General features: G+C 50.9%; 14 protein-coding genes. 11 read left to right on the forward strand and 3 right to left on the reverse strand.

The annotated features are described in order from the left end of the window. Nucleotides 1-40: 40 nt before the first annotated feature. The 5 genes from DFP95_RS26410 (at nt 41) to DFP95_RS26435 (ending at nt 6,040) form a co-directional block, all read left to right on the forward strand. A complete protein-coding gene (locus DFP95_RS26410) occupies nt 41-811 on the forward strand; it encodes a Cof-type HAD-IIB family hydrolase (RefSeq protein WP_115995674.1) in 771 nt (256 codons plus the stop codon). Then, nucleotides 808-1,701: a sugar phosphate isomerase/epimerase family protein gene (locus DFP95_RS26415; protein ID WP_115995675.1), complete on the forward strand. Its 894-nt coding sequence runs from the start codon at nt 808-810 to the stop codon at nt 1,699-1,701. Before DFP95_RS26410 ends, DFP95_RS26415 begins: the two co-directional genes overlap by 4 nt. A 777-nt stretch (nt 1,702-2,478) precedes the next feature. After that, a complete protein-coding gene (locus tag DFP95_RS26425; RefSeq protein ID WP_115995677.1) occupies nt 2,479-3,441 on the forward strand; it encodes an ABC transporter permease in 963 nt (320 codons plus the stop codon). A 15-nt stretch (nt 3,442-3,456) separates the two neighbouring features. Continuing rightward, the gene (locus DFP95_RS26430) at nt 3,457-4,365 is read left to right on the forward strand and encodes a carbohydrate ABC transporter permease (protein WP_115995689.1); all 909 of its coding nucleotides are present in this window, start codon (nt 3,457-3,459) and stop codon (nt 4,363-4,365) included. Between the two features lie 40 nt (nt 4,366-4,405). After that, a complete protein-coding gene (locus tag DFP95_RS26435; protein WP_115995678.1) occupies nt 4,406-6,040 on the forward strand; it encodes an extracellular solute-binding protein in 1,635 nt (544 codons plus the stop codon). Nucleotides 6,041-6,110: 70 nt separating this feature from the next. On the opposite strand, the gene DFP95_RS26440 is transcribed toward DFP95_RS26435, so the two are convergent. After that, nucleotides 6,111-8,387: a helix-turn-helix domain-containing protein gene (locus DFP95_RS26440; RefSeq protein WP_115995679.1), complete on the reverse strand. Its 2,277-nt coding sequence runs from the start codon at nt 8,385-8,387 to the stop codon at nt 6,111-6,113. Nucleotides 8,388-8,505: 118 nt separating this feature from the next. Between DFP95_RS26440 and DFP95_RS26445 the strand changes: the two genes are divergently transcribed. The 4 genes from DFP95_RS26445 to DFP95_RS26460 all read left to right on the forward strand — a co-directional run bounded on the left by DFP95_RS26445 (nt 8,506) and on the right by DFP95_RS26460 (nt 14,139). Continuing rightward, entirely contained in the window at nt 8,506-9,540 is a 1,035-nt protein-coding gene (locus DFP95_RS26445; protein ID WP_115995680.1) for a carbohydrate-binding family 9-like protein, read from the forward strand. Then, nucleotides 9,537-12,182, forward strand: a complete 2,646-nt coding sequence (locus DFP95_RS26450) for a transglutaminase domain-containing protein (RefSeq protein WP_115995690.1) — start codon at nt 9,537-9,539, stop codon at nt 12,180-12,182. Before DFP95_RS26445 ends, DFP95_RS26450 begins: the two co-directional genes overlap by 4 nt. Further along, nucleotides 12,179-13,201, forward strand: a complete 1,023-nt coding sequence (locus tag DFP95_RS26455; RefSeq protein ID WP_115995681.1) for a glycoside hydrolase family 18 protein — start codon at nt 12,179-12,181, stop codon at nt 13,199-13,201. Before DFP95_RS26450 ends, DFP95_RS26455 begins: the two co-directional genes overlap by 4 nt. 200 nt (nt 13,202-13,401) lie before the next feature. Next, nucleotides 13,402-14,139, forward strand: coding sequence for a M15 family metallopeptidase (locus tag DFP95_RS26460; RefSeq protein ID WP_115995682.1), 738 nt, complete (start codon nt 13,402-13,404; stop codon nt 14,137-14,139). Between the two features lie 242 nt (nt 14,140-14,381). On the opposite strand, the gene DFP95_RS29555 is transcribed toward DFP95_RS26460, so the two are convergent. Continuing rightward, the gene (locus DFP95_RS29555) at nt 14,382-14,507 is read right to left on the reverse strand and encodes a sporulation protein YjcZ (RefSeq protein WP_115995683.1); all 126 of its coding nucleotides are present in this window, start codon (nt 14,505-14,507) and stop codon (nt 14,382-14,384) included. A 259-nt stretch (nt 14,508-14,766) separates the two neighbouring features. On the opposite strand from DFP95_RS29555, the gene DFP95_RS26470 reads away from it, so the two are divergent. Next, nucleotides 14,767-17,223 (forward strand): EAL domain-containing protein, encoded by a 2,457-nt coding sequence (locus tag DFP95_RS26470; protein ID WP_115995684.1) that lies wholly within the window; start codon nt 14,767-14,769, stop codon nt 17,221-17,223. 281 nt (nt 17,224-17,504) lie between these two features. On the opposite strand, the gene DFP95_RS26475 is transcribed toward DFP95_RS26470, so the two are convergent. Further along, nucleotides 17,505-17,849 (reverse strand): winged helix-turn-helix transcriptional regulator, encoded by a 345-nt coding sequence (locus tag DFP95_RS26475; protein WP_115995685.1) that lies wholly within the window; start codon nt 17,847-17,849, stop codon nt 17,505-17,507. Nucleotides 17,850-18,128: 279 nt separating this feature from the next. Here DFP95_RS26475 and DFP95_RS26480 point away from each other — a divergent pair, with 279 nt between their 5' ends. Then, the gene (locus DFP95_RS26480) at nt 18,129-18,392 is read left to right on the forward strand and encodes a hypothetical protein (protein WP_115995686.1); all 264 of its coding nucleotides are present in this window, start codon (nt 18,129-18,131) and stop codon (nt 18,390-18,392) included. The last annotated feature ends 497 nt before the right edge of the window (nt 18,393-18,889 follow it).

Consider the following 18,889-nt stretch of genomic DNA (forward strand, 5'->3'; position numbering starts at 1 on the left):
TGGAGCGCGCGTACGACAACCAGCAACGAGGGGTGTTTCCATGAATTATGATTATCATTGTATCGCGCTTGATATTGACGGTACGCTGCTCAACGCCCAAGGAGCGTTGAGCCATGCGACCGGAGAGGCGCTGCGCCAAGCGTCCGAGCTCGGATGCCTTATTATCTTGGCTTCCGGCAGGCCGGTAAACCAACTTGCTACCGTGGCGAACGAGATTGGCTTAAACTTGCCGATGGTATGCGCTAACGGCGCCCAGAATTGGCTTGCCTCGGGAGAACTCCTCAGCGAGCACCTTCTGGAGGCGGCCTGGGTTCGCCGGTTGCGTCAATTGGCGGAGGAGAACGGCGTTCTCTACTGGGGGCATGCCCGCGAGGGGAGTCATTACAGCAACGACGGACTTCCATTCCCGGAGCCGGAGGACGCATCTTGGCTTTCGTTCGTGGTGGAGTCCAGCGATTACGGCGTCATGGCTCGCATTCGCGAAACCGTCTATGAATGGTTAGGTCAGGTCGAGATCAGCCGTGCTAACCCGCATCAATGCGAGATTAACGCCAGGGGCGTCAGCAAGGCATCGGGAATCAACGAGCTGGCGCGACTTCGGGGCATTTCCATGGAGAAGGTTATCGCGGTCGGAGATGGGATGAACGATGCGTCCATGATACAGGCTGCTGGCCTTGGGATTGCCATGGGCAACGCGGAGGAGGAGTTGAAGCGGCTGGCCAAGCTGATTGGGCCTACCAATGCGGAGGACGGGGTAGCCTGGGTTATTCGCCGTTATATTTTAGGAGACAAGGAGGCGCTGCAGAGATGAAGATCTCCACATCTATTCATATGTTCGAAATGGATTATCCGATTGCACAAGCGATTCAAAGATGCAAGTCCGCCGGCTTCGAAGCCCTGGACTTCAACTATACCGATTACGTGCCGCGATTGTTAAGTCAATCTTGGGTGGAAGAAGAACGCTGGGCGCGGGAAATCCGCGAAGCAGCGGACCGACATCATATCGCGTTTACGCAAATGCACGGACCATTTAACGGTCCTGCCTTTGATACGATGTATTCAAGCCGTCATATCGAGGCCTTTCTGGCGCTTGCGGAGCGGTCCTTGCGTACGGCTTCGATCTTAGGCGTACCTTGGGTTGTCTTTCACCCTAACCAAATTTCGCTTCAAAGCGGGGAGACTTATGCGAAGCAACGTGAATTTAACCGCGAAGTATACGCGAAGCTGCTACCTGCGATGGAGGAAACAGGCGTGGGCATAGCGTTGGAAAACATGTTCGATCGTCCAAGAGGGGGCGGTAAGCTACGAAGCTATTGCGCGATGCCAGAGGAATTGGCGGAGTTAGTCGGAGGCTTGAACCATCCGCTGTTCGGCGCCTGCTGGGATACCGGACATGGAAACGTGCAAGGCTTAAATCAAGGCGAATCCATACGCGCGCTAGGCTCCCTGTTGAAAGCGACTCATATCCAAGACAATTCGGGGTTGTCGGACGACCATTTGCTTCCGTTTTTAGGTAATATAAATTGGAAGGAAGTAATGGGCGGGCTGAACGATGTAGGTTATACGGGAGATTTGACTTACGAGATTCATAGATTCTTCCGACCCATTCCAACGGATTTATTGGATTCTGCTATGCTGCATGCGGTGAATACAAGCAGACATCTCCTTTCTGCAATCGGGATAGAAGCGGCATGCCAATGATTTAGCGATTCTCTGGTCGGCTAGGCAATAATAGACATGAACAAGCCTCCGAATCCTCTTCTATGTTATTGAAATGGAGAGGATTCGGAGGCTTGTCTACGGAAGGAATGAGCTTGGCTAGACGTGGATAACCGAAGACATAAAAAAGCACTACCCCATCATGCGGCGGCATGATGGGGTAGTTGGACTGTTTGCTAGAAGCTTAGTATCCAGCGCGAAGGATAATTACCAAGAGAATGAAAAGGACGAGTACGAATGCAGCAGCTTGCATTCCACCACCACCACAATATCCGCTCAAAGAAGTCACCACCGAATGTTTATTGTGACTGTGCATCACCCTGTTAGTTTATGTTTAGACGAAGCTACGGTCAGTACATTCGCACAGGCCCATCAACAATCCGCATCTACCCATTGGTATTCGCTAATGGTTTGTTTGCTATTGAAACTATTCGATTAAATTTTGTGTCATGTTTATTGACATGAATATGCGCAAATAGACAACTCCGTCAAAGAGATCGGCAATAATCAATTGATAATTCAATAATTGCAATAGGTAAAAATTGCGAAAGCGTTAACATATTTTAAATGCGTCAACAAAATTGACACATAGGATGAAATGCCTGAATTGTCAGAACGTTAAGATATGTTAGCGTTTTCCTTGACTGTCTTGGTTCCAGACCAGCGCTAAAATAACATATTTACGAGTTTTTAGCCCGTCGGGTAAGGTTGGATGTATTGAGCGGCACACAACTATAACAACAAGAAGGGAGCGGTTCCATGCGTGAGGCTGGCGGTGTCATTAAAGGCACGGTGCTTCCGGAGCGCGAGAAGGGAAGAAACAAAACGTGGAGGCGGATCGTTCTAAACTGGGAGCTATACCTTTTTATTGCGCCGGCCTTTTTCTACTTCCTCATCTTTTCTTACGGTCCGATGTACGGCATTCAAATTGCTTTCAGGAACTTCGTTCCTACGAAAGGAATCTACGGTAGCCCGTGGACGGGGTTCGATCATTTTATCCGTTTCTTCGATTCTTACTACTTTTGGGATTTATTATGGAACACTTTCAGTATTAGCCTCTATGAGCTTGCTGTCGGGTTTCCTATTCCGATTATACTGGCGCTTGCCTTCAATGAAATCAAAGACGGTTACTTCAAGCGGACGGCCCAGACGATTACGTATGCGCCGCATTTTATTTCCGTAGTCGTCATGGCGGGGATGATCATCACCTTCCTGTCGCCATCGTCGGGGATCGTCGCTCATCTGATCGGGTGGCTCGGCTTCGATGCTCCGGATTTCCTGACGGATCCCCGATGGTTCAAAACGATGTACGTATTTTCCGGCGTTTGGCAGAGCGCGGGCTGGGGTACCATTATTTATTTGGCGGCGCTCTCGGGCGTGGACCCGGGTCAGCATGAAGCGGCGATTATTGACGGAGCATCGAGGTTCCAGCGAGTTCGCCACATTAACATTCCCGCCATCGTTCCTACGATGACGATCCTATTAATACTGAATATGGGGAGCCTGCTTGGAGTCGGGTTCGAGAAAATATTGCTGTTGCAAAATTCGCTTAACATGGAAGCGTCGGACGTAATCTCGACCTTCGTTTATCGATCGGGACTCGTGGATGCCCAGTACAGCTTCTCGACCGCGATCGGATTGTTTAATTCGGTTATCAATGCGATCGTGTTAGTGGTCGTGAATCAAGCGGTACGGCGCACGAATGAAAACAGCTTATGGTAGAAGGGAGCGATGCCGATGATGTCCACCATGAAAGTTTCCGGTAGGGATAAGATATTCCTTGCTTTCAACTATTCGTTCGTGATCCTTGCTTTTGTCCTGGTGGCCTATCCGGTCATCTATATGCTTAGCGCGTCGATCAGCGATCCGAAACTCGTCGGATCCGGCGAGATGTGGCTATTGCCCAAGGGCATTACGTTCGAGGGATACGAGCGCGTGTTCCAGAACAAGAGCATCTGGACAGGCTATGGCAATACCCTCCTCTACACGGTGGTAGGGACGGCAATCAATTTATTCGTCACGCTGCCGGCAGCTTACGCGCTGAGCCGCAAAGATTTGTCCGGTCGCCACTTCTTTATGGGCATGTTTATTGTGACCATGTTTTTCGGCGGCGGGCTCGTGCCAAGCTATTTGCTAGTCAAGGAGCTTGGGATGGTGAATACGATGTGGGCGATCGTTATCCCTTCGGCCGCTTCGATCTGGAACATCATCGTATGCCGTACCTTCTTTCAGACATCGATTCCGAAAGAGTTGCAGGAGGCCGCGCAAATCGACGGTAGCAGTAATCTGAGGCTGTTCGTAAGCATCATCCTACCGTTATCGATGCCCATTATCGCAGTAATGGCGTTATTCTACGGAGTAGGGAATTGGAATAGCTATTTCTCGGCCATGATCTATTTGAACGATGCCGAGAAATATCCGCTGCAGCTTGTACTGCGCCAGATTCTTGTTCTGCAAGAGATGTCCGCGATGGCAGGAGGCACAATCGATGCCTCGACGGCATCGGCGCTTAACAATAAAGCGGAAATCGCCGCGTTGGTCAAATATGCCGTCATTATCATAGCGACTGCGCCTATTATCGCGATCTATCCCTTTCTTCAACGTTATTTTGTCCAAGGTGTCATGATCGGTTCCGTTAAGGGATGATCTTGCTCATAAAAAAATCAGTAAGGGAGAGGGATTTTGGATGAAAAAGCTTCGTAAAGCATCCTCGCTGCTGCTTAGTTTCGCATTGCTCGTCTCAATGCTCGCAGCCTGCAACTCGTCGAAAAATGAAGGCGCATCCGAAGGCGGCAATAACGCCGCGGAGACGTCGTCTACGGCACCAGCCGAGGAGGAGGGAGTCAGCAAGGAAGGCTTTCCGATCGTAAGCGAGCCGCTAACGCTGAAGATGATGTCGCAGGACGTGGGTCTTGCGGATTGGAACAAAATGCCCGTTCTGCAAGAGATGGAGAAGCTGACCGGCATTAAGCTAGAATACGAGAACGCGCCGATCGACAGCTTTGCAACCAAGAAAAATCTCGTCTTCGCCAGCGGCGATTTGCCTGATATTTTCTACGCGGCGGATCTGAAGCCCGCGGAGCAAGTCAACTACGGTTCCCAAGGCGTACTTATCCCTCTTGAAAAATACATCGACGAAGGCTATGCGCCTAACCTCAAGAAAATTTTCGACGAGTATCCGGATATCCGCAAATCGTTTACGACGCCGGACGGTCATATGTACGCTCTGCCTTATATCGATCTTGCGGCGGTTTGGTGGCGCGGTCCGTTGTGGTACAACGGCAAATTCCTGAAAGCGCTTGGCGCAACCGAACCTAAAACAACGGATGAGCTGTATACCTACTTGAAGCGCGTGAAGGAAGAGGATCCGAACGGCAACGGCCAGAAGGATGAAATTCCGCTCGTTTCCATTAAGCTGGACGATATGCGCATGTACTTCCTCGGCTTCTGGGGGATCTACGATGAGGTCATTTATTCGGATAAAAACGATAAAGTGCACTACACGCCTCAGGAAGAAGGCTATAAAGGCTATCTGACTTTCATGAACCGCTTGTGGCAAGAAGAACTGCTCGACCATGAGACGTTCTCACAGACGGACGAACAGAAGAAGGCGAAAGGCCAAAACAACCAAATCGCCTTGTTCAGCGACTGGTTCCCCTACTTCACGTTAGGCGGCGAGCCAAGCGGCGACAATCCGCTGATGACGCCGGTGAAGAGCGAAATCGCAGATTCGCCCGTATACGGCAAACATCCCGGCATCTCATCGAACGGCACGTTCGGTATTACGAGCAGTAATCCGAATCCGGAAGCGTCGATGCGTTGGATCGATTATCTCTACAGTTATGAAGGATCGACCTTATTTAATCAAGGTCCCGAGAATCTGCTGTGGAAGTACAAGAACAAGGAAACGAAAGAGAAGGAGTGGCTTCCAGTTCCCGGAGGCGGCGACCGTGAGGAATATAGAGGAACCATGACGCCGAACTACGGTATTCTGGCACCGGGTATTAATACAAGCGACCTTGCGGTGGGACTTCGCAGCGAGTTCGACGAATGGATCGATAAGGAAAACGCGGCGAAGCTGACGCCGATCGCGAAAGCGCCGTACCCTAACGTCTATTTAACGAATGAAGAGCAAACCGAGGCATCGGCATTGTTATCGGACTTGAACACTTATGTAAAGCAAATGGAAGCGAAATTCGTTACCGGCAACGAATCGTTAAGCAATTGGGACAAATACGTGGCTCAAATTAAAAAGATGGGCGGCGACCGGATCGCGGAGCTTTACCAAAACGCATACGATCGCTGGAATTCAGGAAAGTAACAGCTTAAGAGTCGAACCTATCGTCAACCCGGCCCGGTCATGCGAAAGCGTGTCCGGGCGTCGGTCTGAGTTAACCCGTCTCGAGCTCCGCGTGCAGCTTGCGGTATTGTCCGGGCGTATGTCCGGTCTCTTTCTTGAACTTCCGGATAAAGTTCGGCGTGTCTTGGTAGCCGACCCGGTTGATGATATCTTTCAGAGGATCGTTGGTTTCTCTTAATTGCCGCATAACCTCATCCAGCCTTTTCTGCCAAATATACTGAATAAAGTTGAGGCCTACCTTCTCCTTGAAAGTACGGCTGACATGAGACGGAGAAATGTCGAATTCAACGGCAATCGTCTCGAGGCTGATCGTATAGTCCATATAATGCGCGTCGATATACGACACGATTAGATCCATTTGAGACTGTTCTTCCCTCTGGTCGTTGCGCTCGACCTGCTCGCAGATCCGGGAGGCGAGACCGAGGAATCCGCGCTCCAGCTCGTCCAAGGAATAGCTGTTAATCATATTCGGAGAAACTTCCTGGACGAGATTAGGAATGCCGACTTCGGCTGCGGTCTTCATCATCGCATTGAGGATGTCGAAACAAACGCAGCGCCTGATTAGCGCGGATAGCTCGGTCGCCTGCAGTCCCCGTATAGCCGGCCGGATCATCTGCGCGGCAACGTCAAAGCTGCCTTTCTTCAAGCTCTGAGAGAGCTTCAACAGCGAGCTGTTCGGAATCCAAAGAGTAGCAGGATCCGGCGAATAGGACAGCTTCTCGAAATAAGTGACGGTCCCGTAGCCGGCGGAAGTCCGCCATTCGAATGCCGAGTACGCTTCGATATAGGACTGGTTCAACTGATCCGGACTCGAATAGCAGGTGCCGACGCCGATGGTCGGAGCGACGTCGAAAGTCTTGAGCAAATGGCCGCTAATCGCTTCGACGATGGAACGGATATGGGTAAATTCCTGCAGGGTGTGATTCCCGTCAAAGCTGATAATGAGCGCAAGCTGGTCCAACTGGGGAAGCTCGACGCCGTAACAGTGCGCATCTAGCTCGGGAAATTGAATTTGCGCCAACTGTTCAAGGCGTTCTTGTCGCTCCTGCCGTTCTTCGGCAGACTCTTTCGATTCGTTCCATCCGATCACCATGACAAAGTGAAACGATCGGTCAAAGCGAAGATCGAAGGCTTCTTGCAGCTCGGGCGTAATGCTCTGGGCATTCCCGTATTTGAGTAGCATGGACAGAAAATGATTGCGGGCATAAGGCTCTTGAAGATCCACGCGCAAACTGTATTCCTGCAGGGCGCCGCGGATGCGGTCAAGCTCGTTGCCGGCTAAACGCGCACCGTCGGCTTTATGCTTAGGCTTTGCCTGGGAGTTGGCGAATTCGGCCAGCGTCGAGATCGGCCGGTATTGCATTCTGGCCAGCAAGAGGGCGATCGAGGCTCCGACAAGCACGAGTATGCTGAATAACATAATGATGAAGCTTCGGACATGCACAACGCTGCTGGCAAACTGAGAGCTTGGCATGACGGACACGTAAGACCAACCGTTATTCTCCGACGTTACGGAGACGATAGAATGCGGTTTCCCGTTTAACGTTCTTTCGTGAACGCCGCTCGCGAGACCGAACAAAGACTCCGCTTCGGTTGGAGTCAATGCTTCTCCTTGCCGGTTGTCTACGAGAATCTGACCCTGGTCATCCAAAATATAAGTGAAACCTTGATAGTTTCCAAGAATCGAATCAATCAGGCTGGTAAGCTCGGATTCCTTAATAAAGTAGAGGACCGTCCCATGCGGATTAGGATTAAAGGGCGTAATCGGAACCAGAAAGGCCAGCATTTTAACCTCCAGACGGGAGTTGCGAATGACGGTGTCGGCCGGGCGCATGGTCGGAAATTTAACGGTATTTAAATCGCTGAACATGGTTTCTTTGTCCCAATTGTTGAATTTAAAGCTGCCTGAAAACACTTCTAGACTCGAAAGTCCGTTGGCAGAGTATATCTTGCTATCCTTATGAAAATAAAGGAACATTTCGCCGATGATCGAGCTTGTCGCTTTATATTGGTCGAGCGCCTGAATAGCCTCTCCGCTGTAAAACGCGTCATGAACACGATAAGGGGTCAGTCTCATGTCGTAGGAGACGCGGGATGCGATTTCGCTTAGCTCCTTCATCCGGCCGTCGATAATGATTTTGGCTTGCGTTAACTGATTAAGGCCGGACTGCTCGATTTCCGAACGGAGATTGGTAATGGCATTCCGGTAGATGAATAGAGTCATCAGGACTAACGGAATAAGCAGAATGAATAGGTAAGACCAAATATATTTTAAGAATAGTTTGGATTTGAAGTAGTTCCTCTTCATTTTCTTTGCCTCCTATATACTACCGACCTGATGGGATGTTTCCTATCATACCAACAAATCTATTGTTTGGACACTGAATAAAAGCAGGAAAGAATAGATCTGATACGGAGGCAATCGTATGAATCGAAGCGGAGTGCCGGAGCCGGATATCGAATATGCTCCGAAATCGTATGTATGCAGACGCGCGAAAGAACCGCTCGTACTCGACGGTCGGTTCGATAAGCCGTTCTGGGCCGAAGCGGATTGGACCGACGAATTCGTCGATATCGAAGGCGATCGTCGGCCGCTGCCCGCGAAGCGAACTAGAGTCAAAATGTTGTGGGACGACGACTATTTTTATTTTGCTGCGGAAATGATAGAGGATCAAATATGGGCGACATTAACGGAGCGGGAATCGGTCATCTTCTATGACAACGATTTTGAAATTTTTATCGACCCGGACGGAGATTCGCATCAGTATTACGAGTTCGAAATCAATGCTTTGAACACGGTTTGGGATTTGCTGTTGGTCAAGCCTTATCGGGACGGCGGTCCGCCGGTGAACGGCTGGGACATTAACGGTCTTCGTACGGCCGTATATATAGACGGCGAGCTGAATCGGCCGGGCGCGGCAAACCGGATGTGGAGCGTGGAGATCGCGATGCCTTGGAGCAGCTTGCGGGAATGCGCGACGGAAGGACGCCCTCCGGAATCGGGAGAGTTCTGGCGCGTCAATTTTTCCCGAGTCGAGTGGCGAGCGGAAACGGAGGACGGCGCATATCGCAAAGTGATCAATCCCGATACGGGAAAATCTTACCCCGAGGACAACTGGGTATGGTCGCCGATGGGGCTTATAAATATGCATTACCCCGAGCTGTGGGGTTATGTCATGTTCGCGGGCGAGAGCGGTCCTTCTTCGTTCGAATTGCCGCTCGATGAACGGGTGAAGTGGGAGCTGCGCAAGCTCTATTACCGCGAACGCAACTACTTCGCCGAGCATGGAAGCTTCACGAACGATTTGAAATCGTTAATGCGGTCCGGCGAGCAGTGGAGCATTACTCCCGTGGCAGAGACGACCCGCTCCTTATTTCAAATTTCAGCCCCGTCCGTGGACGGGAAGTCCGTCTTCTGCATTCGCGAGGACGGCAAGCTATGGAAGGAGCCAGCATCATGAACCTTCAAACCTCCGTATTTTCGCTGGATATCGCCGAGTTAGAGAGAATCGAGCGGAAGTTCCGCGAGAAGCAGCAGATCGCAGAAGCAAGAGCTCGGGAGCTGTTTGACGTTTTTCAGGAGGAACTGACCGAAGAGGAGTCTTGGGCGCTCAAATTTTTGTTTGCGTATATGCCGTTAAATGATTTGGCTGATTATGACGGCGCGTTATTTTTAAGCCATGTGAGGAGAACGCTGGACATTCGGGGAAAGGTTCCTTGGGGGCATCGGGTGCCGGATCATCTCTTCCTTCATTTCGTCCTGCCGTATCGGGTCAACACGGAGAACATCGAGGATTCACGCGGACTATTGTACAACGAATTGGCGGACCGCACAGCGCATTTGTCAATGGCCGAGGCGATTATGGAGACGAATTATTGGTGCCATGAGAAAGCAACTTACACAGGAAGCGACATGCGGACGATCTCGCCGTTGACGATGCTCCGGAGCGCGCGGGGACGCTGCGGGGAGGAATCGACGCTGGCCGTTGCCGCGCTCCGCAGCATCGGCATTCCTGCTCGTCAGGTATATACGCCGCGCTGGGCGCACAGCGACGATAACCATGCATGGGTGGAGGCGTGGGCTGACGGCGACTGGCATTACATCGGCGCTTGCGAGCCGGAGCCTCGTCTCGATCAAGGTTGGTTCACTCCGCCGGCTCGGCGGGCTATGTTGATCCATACGCGAATAATGGCGAATTATTCGGGGCCTGAGGCCATTACGCACGAAGAAGATTCGTTCACGGAAATCAATCTTTTAGATCGTTATGCGCCGACGCGGACCGTTTCCGTTATTGTAAAGGACGAACAGAACCGGCCGGTTATCGGGGCCGACGTTTATTTCGAGCTGTATAATTACGCTGAATTATTTCCTTTAGCGGAGATAACTACGAATGATCAGGGCGAAGCCTCGTTTAAGACGGGCTTCGGCGATTTGGTTATCCGGGCAGTGAAGGCTGGGCGATGGGGAGAGACGATATCGACAGCGGAGGACATCGAGCGCATTGAGATCGTTCTTGATCAGACGAAGCAGCCGGAAGGAACGGCGGATGTGGACTTAGTGCCGCCTCCGGAACGCGGCGGAGACATAGTCGAGCCGATTGACGAGGAGCGTATTCAGCGGCATAACACCCGGATTGAAGAAGGTACTAAGATCCGTACCGATTTCGAAATGACGTTCATCGATGAACAACGAGCAACCGAGCTTGCACGCGCTGTCGGACTTCCGTCGAATCGCGTATGGGAGGTACTGCGTAAGGCGCGCGGGAATGACCGCGAGATTGCGGCCTTCCTGCAGGAGCGCTGCGGCGAATTCGGAGAGTGGCCGCTGCGCTTGCTGGAAAGCTTGAACGGGAAGGATCTGCTGGATACGTTCCGTCCCGCCTTGGACGATCATCTGATTGGCTCTATGACGTTGTTCGGCGACCTTGCGGAAGATACATTCGTCCGTTATGTTCTCTGCCCAAGAGTGTCATTTGAAATGATCGTTCCGTATAAACGATTTTTCCAATCGGTGTTCACAAGCGAAGAGGCAGCCTTATTTAGAGCAGAACCTGCCGTGCTTGCGCGGAGGCTGAAGACGGAAATTAGCCAAATGGAGAATATGCCTAACTTGAAGGGCAGGGGTAACCCGGTCGGTACCTTTAAGCTGAGGAAGGCTGACCTGATGTCGCTATATATATTGTTTGTGGCAGTCTGTCGCAGCTTGGGCATTCCGGCACGGCTGCACCCGAGCGAGCAGAAGCCGCAATATATGGAGAACGGACAATGGCGGAATGCTATATTAGCGGACAACTCCGGCGCAATACAGCCAGAGAACCAGGAGAACGGTAACCTTCTTCTCCTTATGGACGCCAAGACGGCGGCAGGGACTCCCGCGGCTTCCTACTCCGGGAACTTCACGATCGCCAGGCTAGAGAACGGTGTCTACAACACGCTGGCTTACCCCCACGGAAAATCGGATGTTTACGATGAACCGTTCGAGCTCGAGCCCGGTTCATACCGGTTAACGACGGGCATTCGTCTAAAGGATGGCACGGTACGGGCACGATTGGCTTATTTCACCGTGCGCGCCGGGGAACAGACGGCAGTAACGCTGACCTATCGCGAATCCGACGTCGAGGTTCCCGTGCTTGGCGTATTGGAGAGGAATGAAAATTTCCGAGTACAGGATGGTCCCGACCGTACGATCGGCGATATAACCGGAGCAAGCGGCGCGATCATCGCTTGGATCGAGCCGGAACGGGAGCCGACGAAGCATTTGCTTCGTGAGCTTAGGGAGCTTGCCGAACCGTTCACGGAGGTGGGCGCTCCACTCTTTCTTGCCGTCGGCGATTCCGAGTGGTCGGCTTCCTTCGATCCGAACGGATATCCGGGACTGCCGTCAAATGTCCATTTTGTCAGGGACTCGACATACGACGGCCTATCAACCTATCTATCGTCGAATCAGGCGGCAGGGGAAGCGGGCTTCCCGCATCTCTTCGTGCTGGACGGCCTAGATCAAATTCGGTTTGTCGCGTCGGGATACAGGATCGGAACAGGTAAGGAAGTGCTGCAAATCGTAACTGCCTTGCAGCAACGCAACGAATGGAGGAGTCAGGAATGAAGGTAGTAGGTTACGTGGTAGACGATAAACTATCGGAGCTTACGCGCGCCGATCTGATGAAAATAACCCATCTGAATGTGGCCTTCGGCCACGTGAGCAACGACGAAATTACGACAGCTCATCTGAAGAACATGGATTTGCTAAAGGGGATTAAGCTCGAGCATCCGGAGCTTACGGTTCTCTTGTCCGTCGGAGGCTGGAGCGCGGGCGGGTTCTCCGAGGCGGCGTCTACAGGAGAAGGAAGGAGCCGGATGGCCGAATCTGCCGTCCGCGTCCTGAGCGACTTGCCGTTCGACGGGATCGATCTCGACTGGGAATACCCCAGCTACGGGGAGGCCGGAATCGGCTCGAGTTCGGATGATAAAACCAACTTTACGCTACTTCTTAAGGGGATGCGCGAAGCGTTAGATCGGAAGGGCGCGCTGGATAGTAGGCATTACCTGCTTACGATCGCGGCAGGTGCGGACCAATATTACGTAGACGGTACGGAGATGGGGCAGGCGCAGCGGTACCTGGATTATGTGCAGTTGATGACCTATGACATGCGCGGAGGTTTTCAAGTATTGACGGGGCATCATACCAATCTGTATACGCCGTCCGGCGATTTGTTCCGAATCAGTACCGACGCTTCGGTTAACCTATTTATGCGAGCAGGCGTTCCGAAGGACAAAATCGTGATCGGCGCTGCTTTCTATTCCCGGTTGTGGAGCCAGGTTCCTAACCGCAACAACGGCCTTTATCAGATGGCGGGAACGACGGGCGGCTACGGCCCGGATTTCGCTAATCTTACTGCGGATTACATCGATAAGAATGGATATGTCCGGTACTGGGACGATGAAGCGAAGGCGCCGTACCTTTTCAATGGAGACAGCTTTATTTCCTACGACGACGAGCAATCGCTGCAGCATAAATGCGGTTATGTGAAAGACAACGGGCTGGCCGGGGTGATGTTCTGGGAATACAGCTGCGATCAGACGCACCGGTTGCTGGAGGCGATACATCAAGGTCTTAGGGATTAGCCGTTAATGCAATGGCAAGTCCCAAACCTTACAACAAAGAAAGCGGGGTCTCTTCGGAGGCTCCGTTTTTCATATGCCATCTACCCCTGAGATTGGCGTATCTATGCGCTAAGCTTTGCTAAAGCTTCCTAATCGCCGCCGCGGACGGATAAATATAACATAAACTATTGAATCCACCTGGAAAGAAAGGAGAGGGTTCAATGTTAACGTTAGCACAGATTCGCGCAGCATCGGCGAAACGCTTAGAAGGACTCCATCCCATCGTGAGAAGAGCGACGGAGGAGCTAATTTCCCGATCGTTCGCTGCCGGCGTCCCGATCGTCATCGTCCAAGGGCTTCGTTCGATTGAATATCAAAACGAATTGTATGCGCAAGGCCGAACGGCGCCCGGGGCGATCGTAACTAACGCGAAAGGGGGTTATAGCTTTCATAACTTCGGTTTAGCCATCGACTTCGCTTTGCTTATGCCTAACGGGAAAGGTATATCGTGGGACACTTACAGGAACGGGGATAACGACGGCCGACGCGATTGGATGGAAGTCGTAATGATCGGCAAGTCGTTAGGGTTCGAATGGGGCGGCGACTTCAAGACCATTATGGACATGCCGCATTTACAGATGACATTCGGTTTGACAACGGCGCAGCTGAGAGCAGGTGCCAAACCGCCAATTCCAATAACCGAGGAGGATCAACCGATGACCAAAGAAGAGAAGCAAGAATTCGAGGTTTTGCGGAAGAAGGTCGAGGAGCAGTCGCAGTCGCTAGATGTGCTCATGCTGAAGGTGAAAGACTTGGAATCAAGGATTCCGGCTCCTAGATGGTTCGTAAAGGAGTTCGGCGAAGGAGTCGTCGAGAAAATGAGCGACCCGTCCGGCACCCTTGATTTCTGGCGTTCTCTGGCCGTCTCGCTAAGGGTTCAAGGTTACAAATCTAAATAATAAAGCCCTGGGAACGGATCCCGGGCTTAAGTTTTAATAAGGGGTGTAAACTCTTTCTGCTTGCCAGTTGTTAATCCTGGGGTATCTGTCTACGAAGACTTTACTAATAAGTAAAAAAACCATCAAAATGAAAATAACGAGTACCAATAAACCTACAATTGAAATGCGCACTTATTCACCGCCTATTGGTAGTAACAAGTAGAAAAAGACCCGCTATTCTCGGGGAATAGCGGGTAGCACCATTAGTATCCGGCTTTAAGAATAATCACCAGAAGGATAAAGAGTACGAGTGCAAATGCAGCTGCGCCCATTCCACCGCCATATCCGCCACCACAACCAACGCCGCCAACTGCTCCAGGGTAACCCATGTATATCACCACCAGCGATTATTGTGATGGTTCATCACCTCGTTAGTGTATGTAGAGACAAACATATGGTCAGTGCTATTCGCACAGAGCAATCAACAATCCGCATATACCCAGGAAGAAAGCAAAAACCCTGTCATTCGTGATGACGGAAAGTGCGTTAGCGCTCGAAGAGTTGGGACGACTACACTTCAAGCTGTAACTATCCGATATGAATGCTAACGGAACCTTCTAAATATTAGACTTTAAGCGAGGAAAACTTATGAATCATATCCATGGAAGCTACAATATATCGATCGTTATATTATCTTATTTGGTTGCCGTCGTTGCTTCTTACGCGGCATTGGATTTGGCTGGGCGGGTAAGCGCGGCGAGAAACGGCAAAAACAGGGCGATGTGGTTGTTTGGCGGGGCTATCTTCATGGGATTCGGAATATGGGGAATGCACTTTGTCGGAATGCTTGCGTACAAGCTATCCATTCCCGTCTCTTATGATTTCGCGTGGGTCGTTCTATCGATTGTCGTTGCCGTACTCGCTTCGCTCATCGCGCTGCATGTCGTCGGCAGGGACGATCTGGGAATAAGACGTCTACTGCTAGGCGGAACTTTAATGGCTATCGGCATAACGGCGATGCACTATACCGGGATGACGGCGATGAGAGTAGGCATCACCTACGATCCGATTTTATTCTCCTTGTCGGTAGCCATCGCTCTTGCGGCTTCCGTCGCGGCTTTGTGGCTTTCTCATTATTTTCGCAGGGATCACTCCTGGAAAGGCGTAATGTATAAGCTCGGCAGCGGATTGGTTATGGGGGCGGCTATTGCCGGCATGCATTATACCGGAATGGCGGCGGCTCGATTCCATAAGGGTAACCAAACGGAATTGCTGCCAGGAATGAAAATGAATCAAGAGGTTCTCGCTTACGTAGTCGCTTTGGGCACGGTCATCCTTCTTTCGTTCGTTTTGTTCGTTATTTTCTTCGATAAACGACTATCGAGCAAGGATCAAGAAATCGTGGAACGCGGAAAATGGTATAAGTCGCTTTACGAGAATCATTTGGACGGAATCATCACCATAGACATCGATAACCAAATCGTGGACATGAATCCGGCCGTATCCCTAATTTTGGGAATTCGCTCCATGGATTACATCAACCAGCCTGCGTCCGCGCTATTAGAACTCCATGTCGAGCAATACCGGGAGCAGGCCAAGCAGACGTTCGTCGCGTCGCTAAGGAAGGGACAACCGCAGACGACGGAATCGGTCGTTATCCACCGAGAAGGACATCTTGTTCATCTAAGCACGTTAAGCGTTCCCGTCAATATCGAGGAGGACGTTAAGGGCACCTATCTGATCATTAGGGATATTACCGAAGAGAAGCGCGCAAAAGAAACGATTCAGCAAATGGCTTACCATGACGAGTTAACGGGATTGCCTAATCGGCGCCTATTGATGAGAACCTTAGAGGAAGCGATCCGCAATGAAGAAGCAGGAAGCTCCGGATTCGGTGTGCTCGTTATGGATATCGATCGCTTCAAGATGATCAACGACTCTCTCGGTCATGCCGTCGGGGATCAATTCCTAAGAATGGTAACCGAACGGATCACGCAAGCCGCAGCCGGGATGAACGTGATGACGGCGCGAATGGGCGGAGACGAATTCACCCTCATTTGCCACGGAGACCCGATTCGGGATACGTCCGTCATATTGGCGCAACGATTGATAGATTACATTCAAATCCCTTATCGGTTGAAAGACAACGACTTCTATGTCACGGCAAGTATCGGGATCGCGATCTATCCTCACCATGCCGAGAATGCGGAATACCTGCTGAAGAACGCCGATACGGCGATGTACGAGGTGAAAAGAAACGGCAAAAACGGCTTTCAATTTTATTCGAGCCAATTCGATGAACACGTTATGGAGAAAATAGAATTGGAAGGGGCGCTCCGCAAAGCCGTCGAAAGGAACGAGCTGCTTGTTCATTATCAGCCTCAGATCAGCATTCAAAACGAACAAGTCATCGGAGTGGAAGCTTTGTTAAGGTGGATACATCCGGAGAAGGGCTTAATACCGCCGGGCACGTTTATTCCCATCGCGGAAGAAACGGGAATGATTGGGGAAATCGGTGCTTGGGTATTGCGGGAAGCTTGCCGTCAAATGCAGCAATGGCAATCCAGGTACGGATGGAACGTCCCGGTTTCGGTGAATTTATCGACGCAGCAATTCCATCAGGAGAATCTAGTGGGCTCGATTAAAGGGATATTGGAAGAAACCGGCCTTAAGCCAGAGTACTTGGAGATCGAAATTACGGAGAGCATGATGATGGATGCGATAAGATCCAGTCAGATTTTGCGTGAATTGACGGAGCTTGGCATAAGGATCAGCATGGATGACTTCGGCACGGGTTATAGCTCGTTAAGCTATTTGAAAATGTTCCCGATTCAGAAGCTCAAAATCGACCGCTCCTTCATTAAGGACATTACCCGCAACGAGGACGACCGGGCTATCGTGGCTACGATTATTGCCATGGCGCATAATCTCAAGATGGATGTAATCGCCGAAGGCGTGGAAACGAAAGAGCAGCTTGATTTTCTTATGAATAACGGCTGCGACGATATTCAAGGGTACTATTTCAGCAAGCCCCTTTCGTCAAGCGACGTGGAATCGAAATATTTGACGATCATGGACGAGTTGTCGAAAGAAGCAAGTTCTTAGACTGCTTTATCCCATTGTAGCTGCCTTTCAATGACTATCGCCGGAGGGGCTGTCCCCGTTCCGAGATCGCATCATCGGTCAAGGGAGCCGCACTACCGGGGAGCCACCCTGCACGGGGGGCTCCCCGGTAGTGCGGCATTATCGCGGCCAAAAGCTTGGCTCAAGTGAGCTTCACCGCCAAAGCCTACCGCTAACCCGAAGATCCCCTCGTCGGAATTCGGCAAGTATCGTATTCGAATATATCGCTCCGAATGGGGAGAGAATTCTGTCTGGCAATTAGATCAGGTCCATCTAGCCGCCCAAAGCTTCATCTCTTTAACGATTTGGTGCAAGTCCTCGCCCTTGGGCGTCAAGGAGTATTCAACGGTCACGGGCACGGTTGGAAATACGGTTCGGATCAATACGCCTTTCTCTTCCATATGCCTGAGGGTGCTCGTTAAAGCTCGCGGGCTTACGGAAGCGATACTGCGTTGCAATTCGCCGAACCTGCGAGTTCCGCAGAATAATTCCCTGAGAACGAGAAATGCCCATTTGCCTCCGATGACATCCAACGTTTTCTCGATGGAGCATTCTATAATATCGGGAACTTTCGGGATCGTGTATGATGTCGCTGAAGGTGAAGTCATGATCGATATTCCTCCTAAGTACGATTGGTAAAGAAAATATATAAAGTATAGCTAAGTGCAATTATAGCTTACTAATGCGAAAATAATCAAAAAAGCGATCGGGCATGGAGGAGTCATCTCCGGCTGAATCGCTTCTTCGTCTATATGATCAGGTAATTCCACGCCAACACCAACACCGACACCAACACCAACACCAACACCAACACCAACACCAGATAAGGCATCTCGACTGGTTAAATCGAAAAAACCGACTATGGAGAGTCATCTCGGAAGTTTGAAATGGTTATAGTCGGAGAAATCGATTATGGAGAGGTGCCTCGGAAGTTTGAGCTCGTCATAGTCGAAAAAACCGACTATGGAGAGGTGCCTCGGAAGTTTGAGCTCGTCATAGTCGAAAAAACCGACTATGGGGAGGCGTCTCGGAAGTTTGAGCTCGTCATAGTCGAAAAGATCGACTATGGCAGGGTGTCTCGGAAGTTTGAGCTCGTCATAGTCGAAAAAACCGACTATGGAGAGGTGTCTCGAAGTTTGAGCTCGATATAGTCGGAAAGATCGACTATGGCGGGGTGTCTCGGAAGTTTGAGCTCGTCATAGTCGAAAAAAACGACTATGGGGAGGCGTCTCGGAAGTTTGAGCTCGTCATAGTCGAAAAGATCGACTATGACAGGGTGTCTCGGAAGTTTGAGCTCGTCATAGTCGAAAAAACCGACTATGGAGAGGTGTCTCGAAGTTTGAGCTCGATATAGTCGGAAAGATCGACTATGGCAGGGTGTCTCGGAAGTTTGAGCTCGTCATAGTCGAAAAAATCGACTATGGGGAGGCGGCTCGGAAGTTTGAGCTCGTCATAGTCGAAAAAACCGACTATGGGGAGGCGGCTCGGAAGTTTGAGCTCGTCATAGTCGAAAAAACCGACTATGGAGAGGTACCTCGGAATTTTGTGCTCGATATAGTTATAATGAACGTGAAACAGCCCCGTATTTGCTTCATTTCGTAGGTTAAGAATGGTAGTGATGATCAACCATTACCATTTCAGAGCTACA

This window comes from Cohnella lupini (assembly GCF_003386205.1).
Taxonomy (GTDB): domain Bacteria; phylum Bacillota; class Bacilli; order Paenibacillales; family Paenibacillaceae; genus Cohnella; species Cohnella lupini.

Excerpts from the sequence above, each read along its gene's own strand:
- DFP95_RS26415 (WP_115995675.1), top strand. The coding sequence starts at position 808 with ATGAAGATCTCCACATCTATTCATATGTTCGAAATGGATTATCCGATT.
- DFP95_RS26425 (WP_115995677.1), top strand. The coding sequence starts at position 2,479 with ATGCGTGAGGCTGGCGGTGTCATTAAAGGCACGGTGCTTCCGGAGCGC.
- DFP95_RS26440 (WP_115995679.1), bottom strand. The coding sequence starts at position 8,387 with ATGAAGAGGAACTACTTCAAATCCAAACTATTCTTAAAATATATTTGG.
- DFP95_RS26435 (WP_115995678.1), top strand. The coding sequence starts at position 4,406 with ATGAAAAAGCTTCGTAAAGCATCCTCGCTGCTGCTTAGTTTCGCATTG.
- DFP95_RS26445 (WP_115995680.1), top strand. The coding sequence starts at position 8,506 with ATGAATCGAAGCGGAGTGCCGGAGCCGGATATCGAATATGCTCCGAAA.
- DFP95_RS26455 (WP_115995681.1), top strand. The coding sequence starts at position 12,179 with ATGAAGGTAGTAGGTTACGTGGTAGACGATAAACTATCGGAGCTTACG.
- DFP95_RS26480 (WP_115995686.1), top strand. The coding sequence starts at position 18,129 with ATGGTTATAGTCGGAGAAATCGATTATGGAGAGGTGCCTCGGAAGTTT.
- DFP95_RS26410 (WP_115995674.1), top strand. The coding sequence starts at position 41 with ATGAATTATGATTATCATTGTATCGCGCTTGATATTGACGGTACGCTG.
- DFP95_RS26475 (WP_115995685.1), bottom strand. The coding sequence starts at position 17,849 with ATGACTTCACCTTCAGCGACATCATACACGATCCCGAAAGTTCCCGAT.
- DFP95_RS26470 (WP_115995684.1), top strand. The coding sequence starts at position 14,767 with ATGAATCATATCCATGGAAGCTACAATATATCGATCGTTATATTATCT.
- DFP95_RS26430 (WP_115995689.1), top strand. The coding sequence starts at position 3,457 with ATGATGTCCACCATGAAAGTTTCCGGTAGGGATAAGATATTCCTTGCT.
- DFP95_RS26450 (WP_115995690.1), top strand. The coding sequence starts at position 9,537 with ATGAACCTTCAAACCTCCGTATTTTCGCTGGATATCGCCGAGTTAGAG.
- DFP95_RS29555 (WP_115995683.1), bottom strand. The coding sequence starts at position 14,507 with ATGGGTTACCCTGGAGCAGTTGGCGGCGTTGGTTGTGGTGGCGGATAT.
- DFP95_RS26460 (WP_115995682.1), top strand. The coding sequence starts at position 13,402 with ATGTTAACGTTAGCACAGATTCGCGCAGCATCGGCGAAACGCTTAGAA.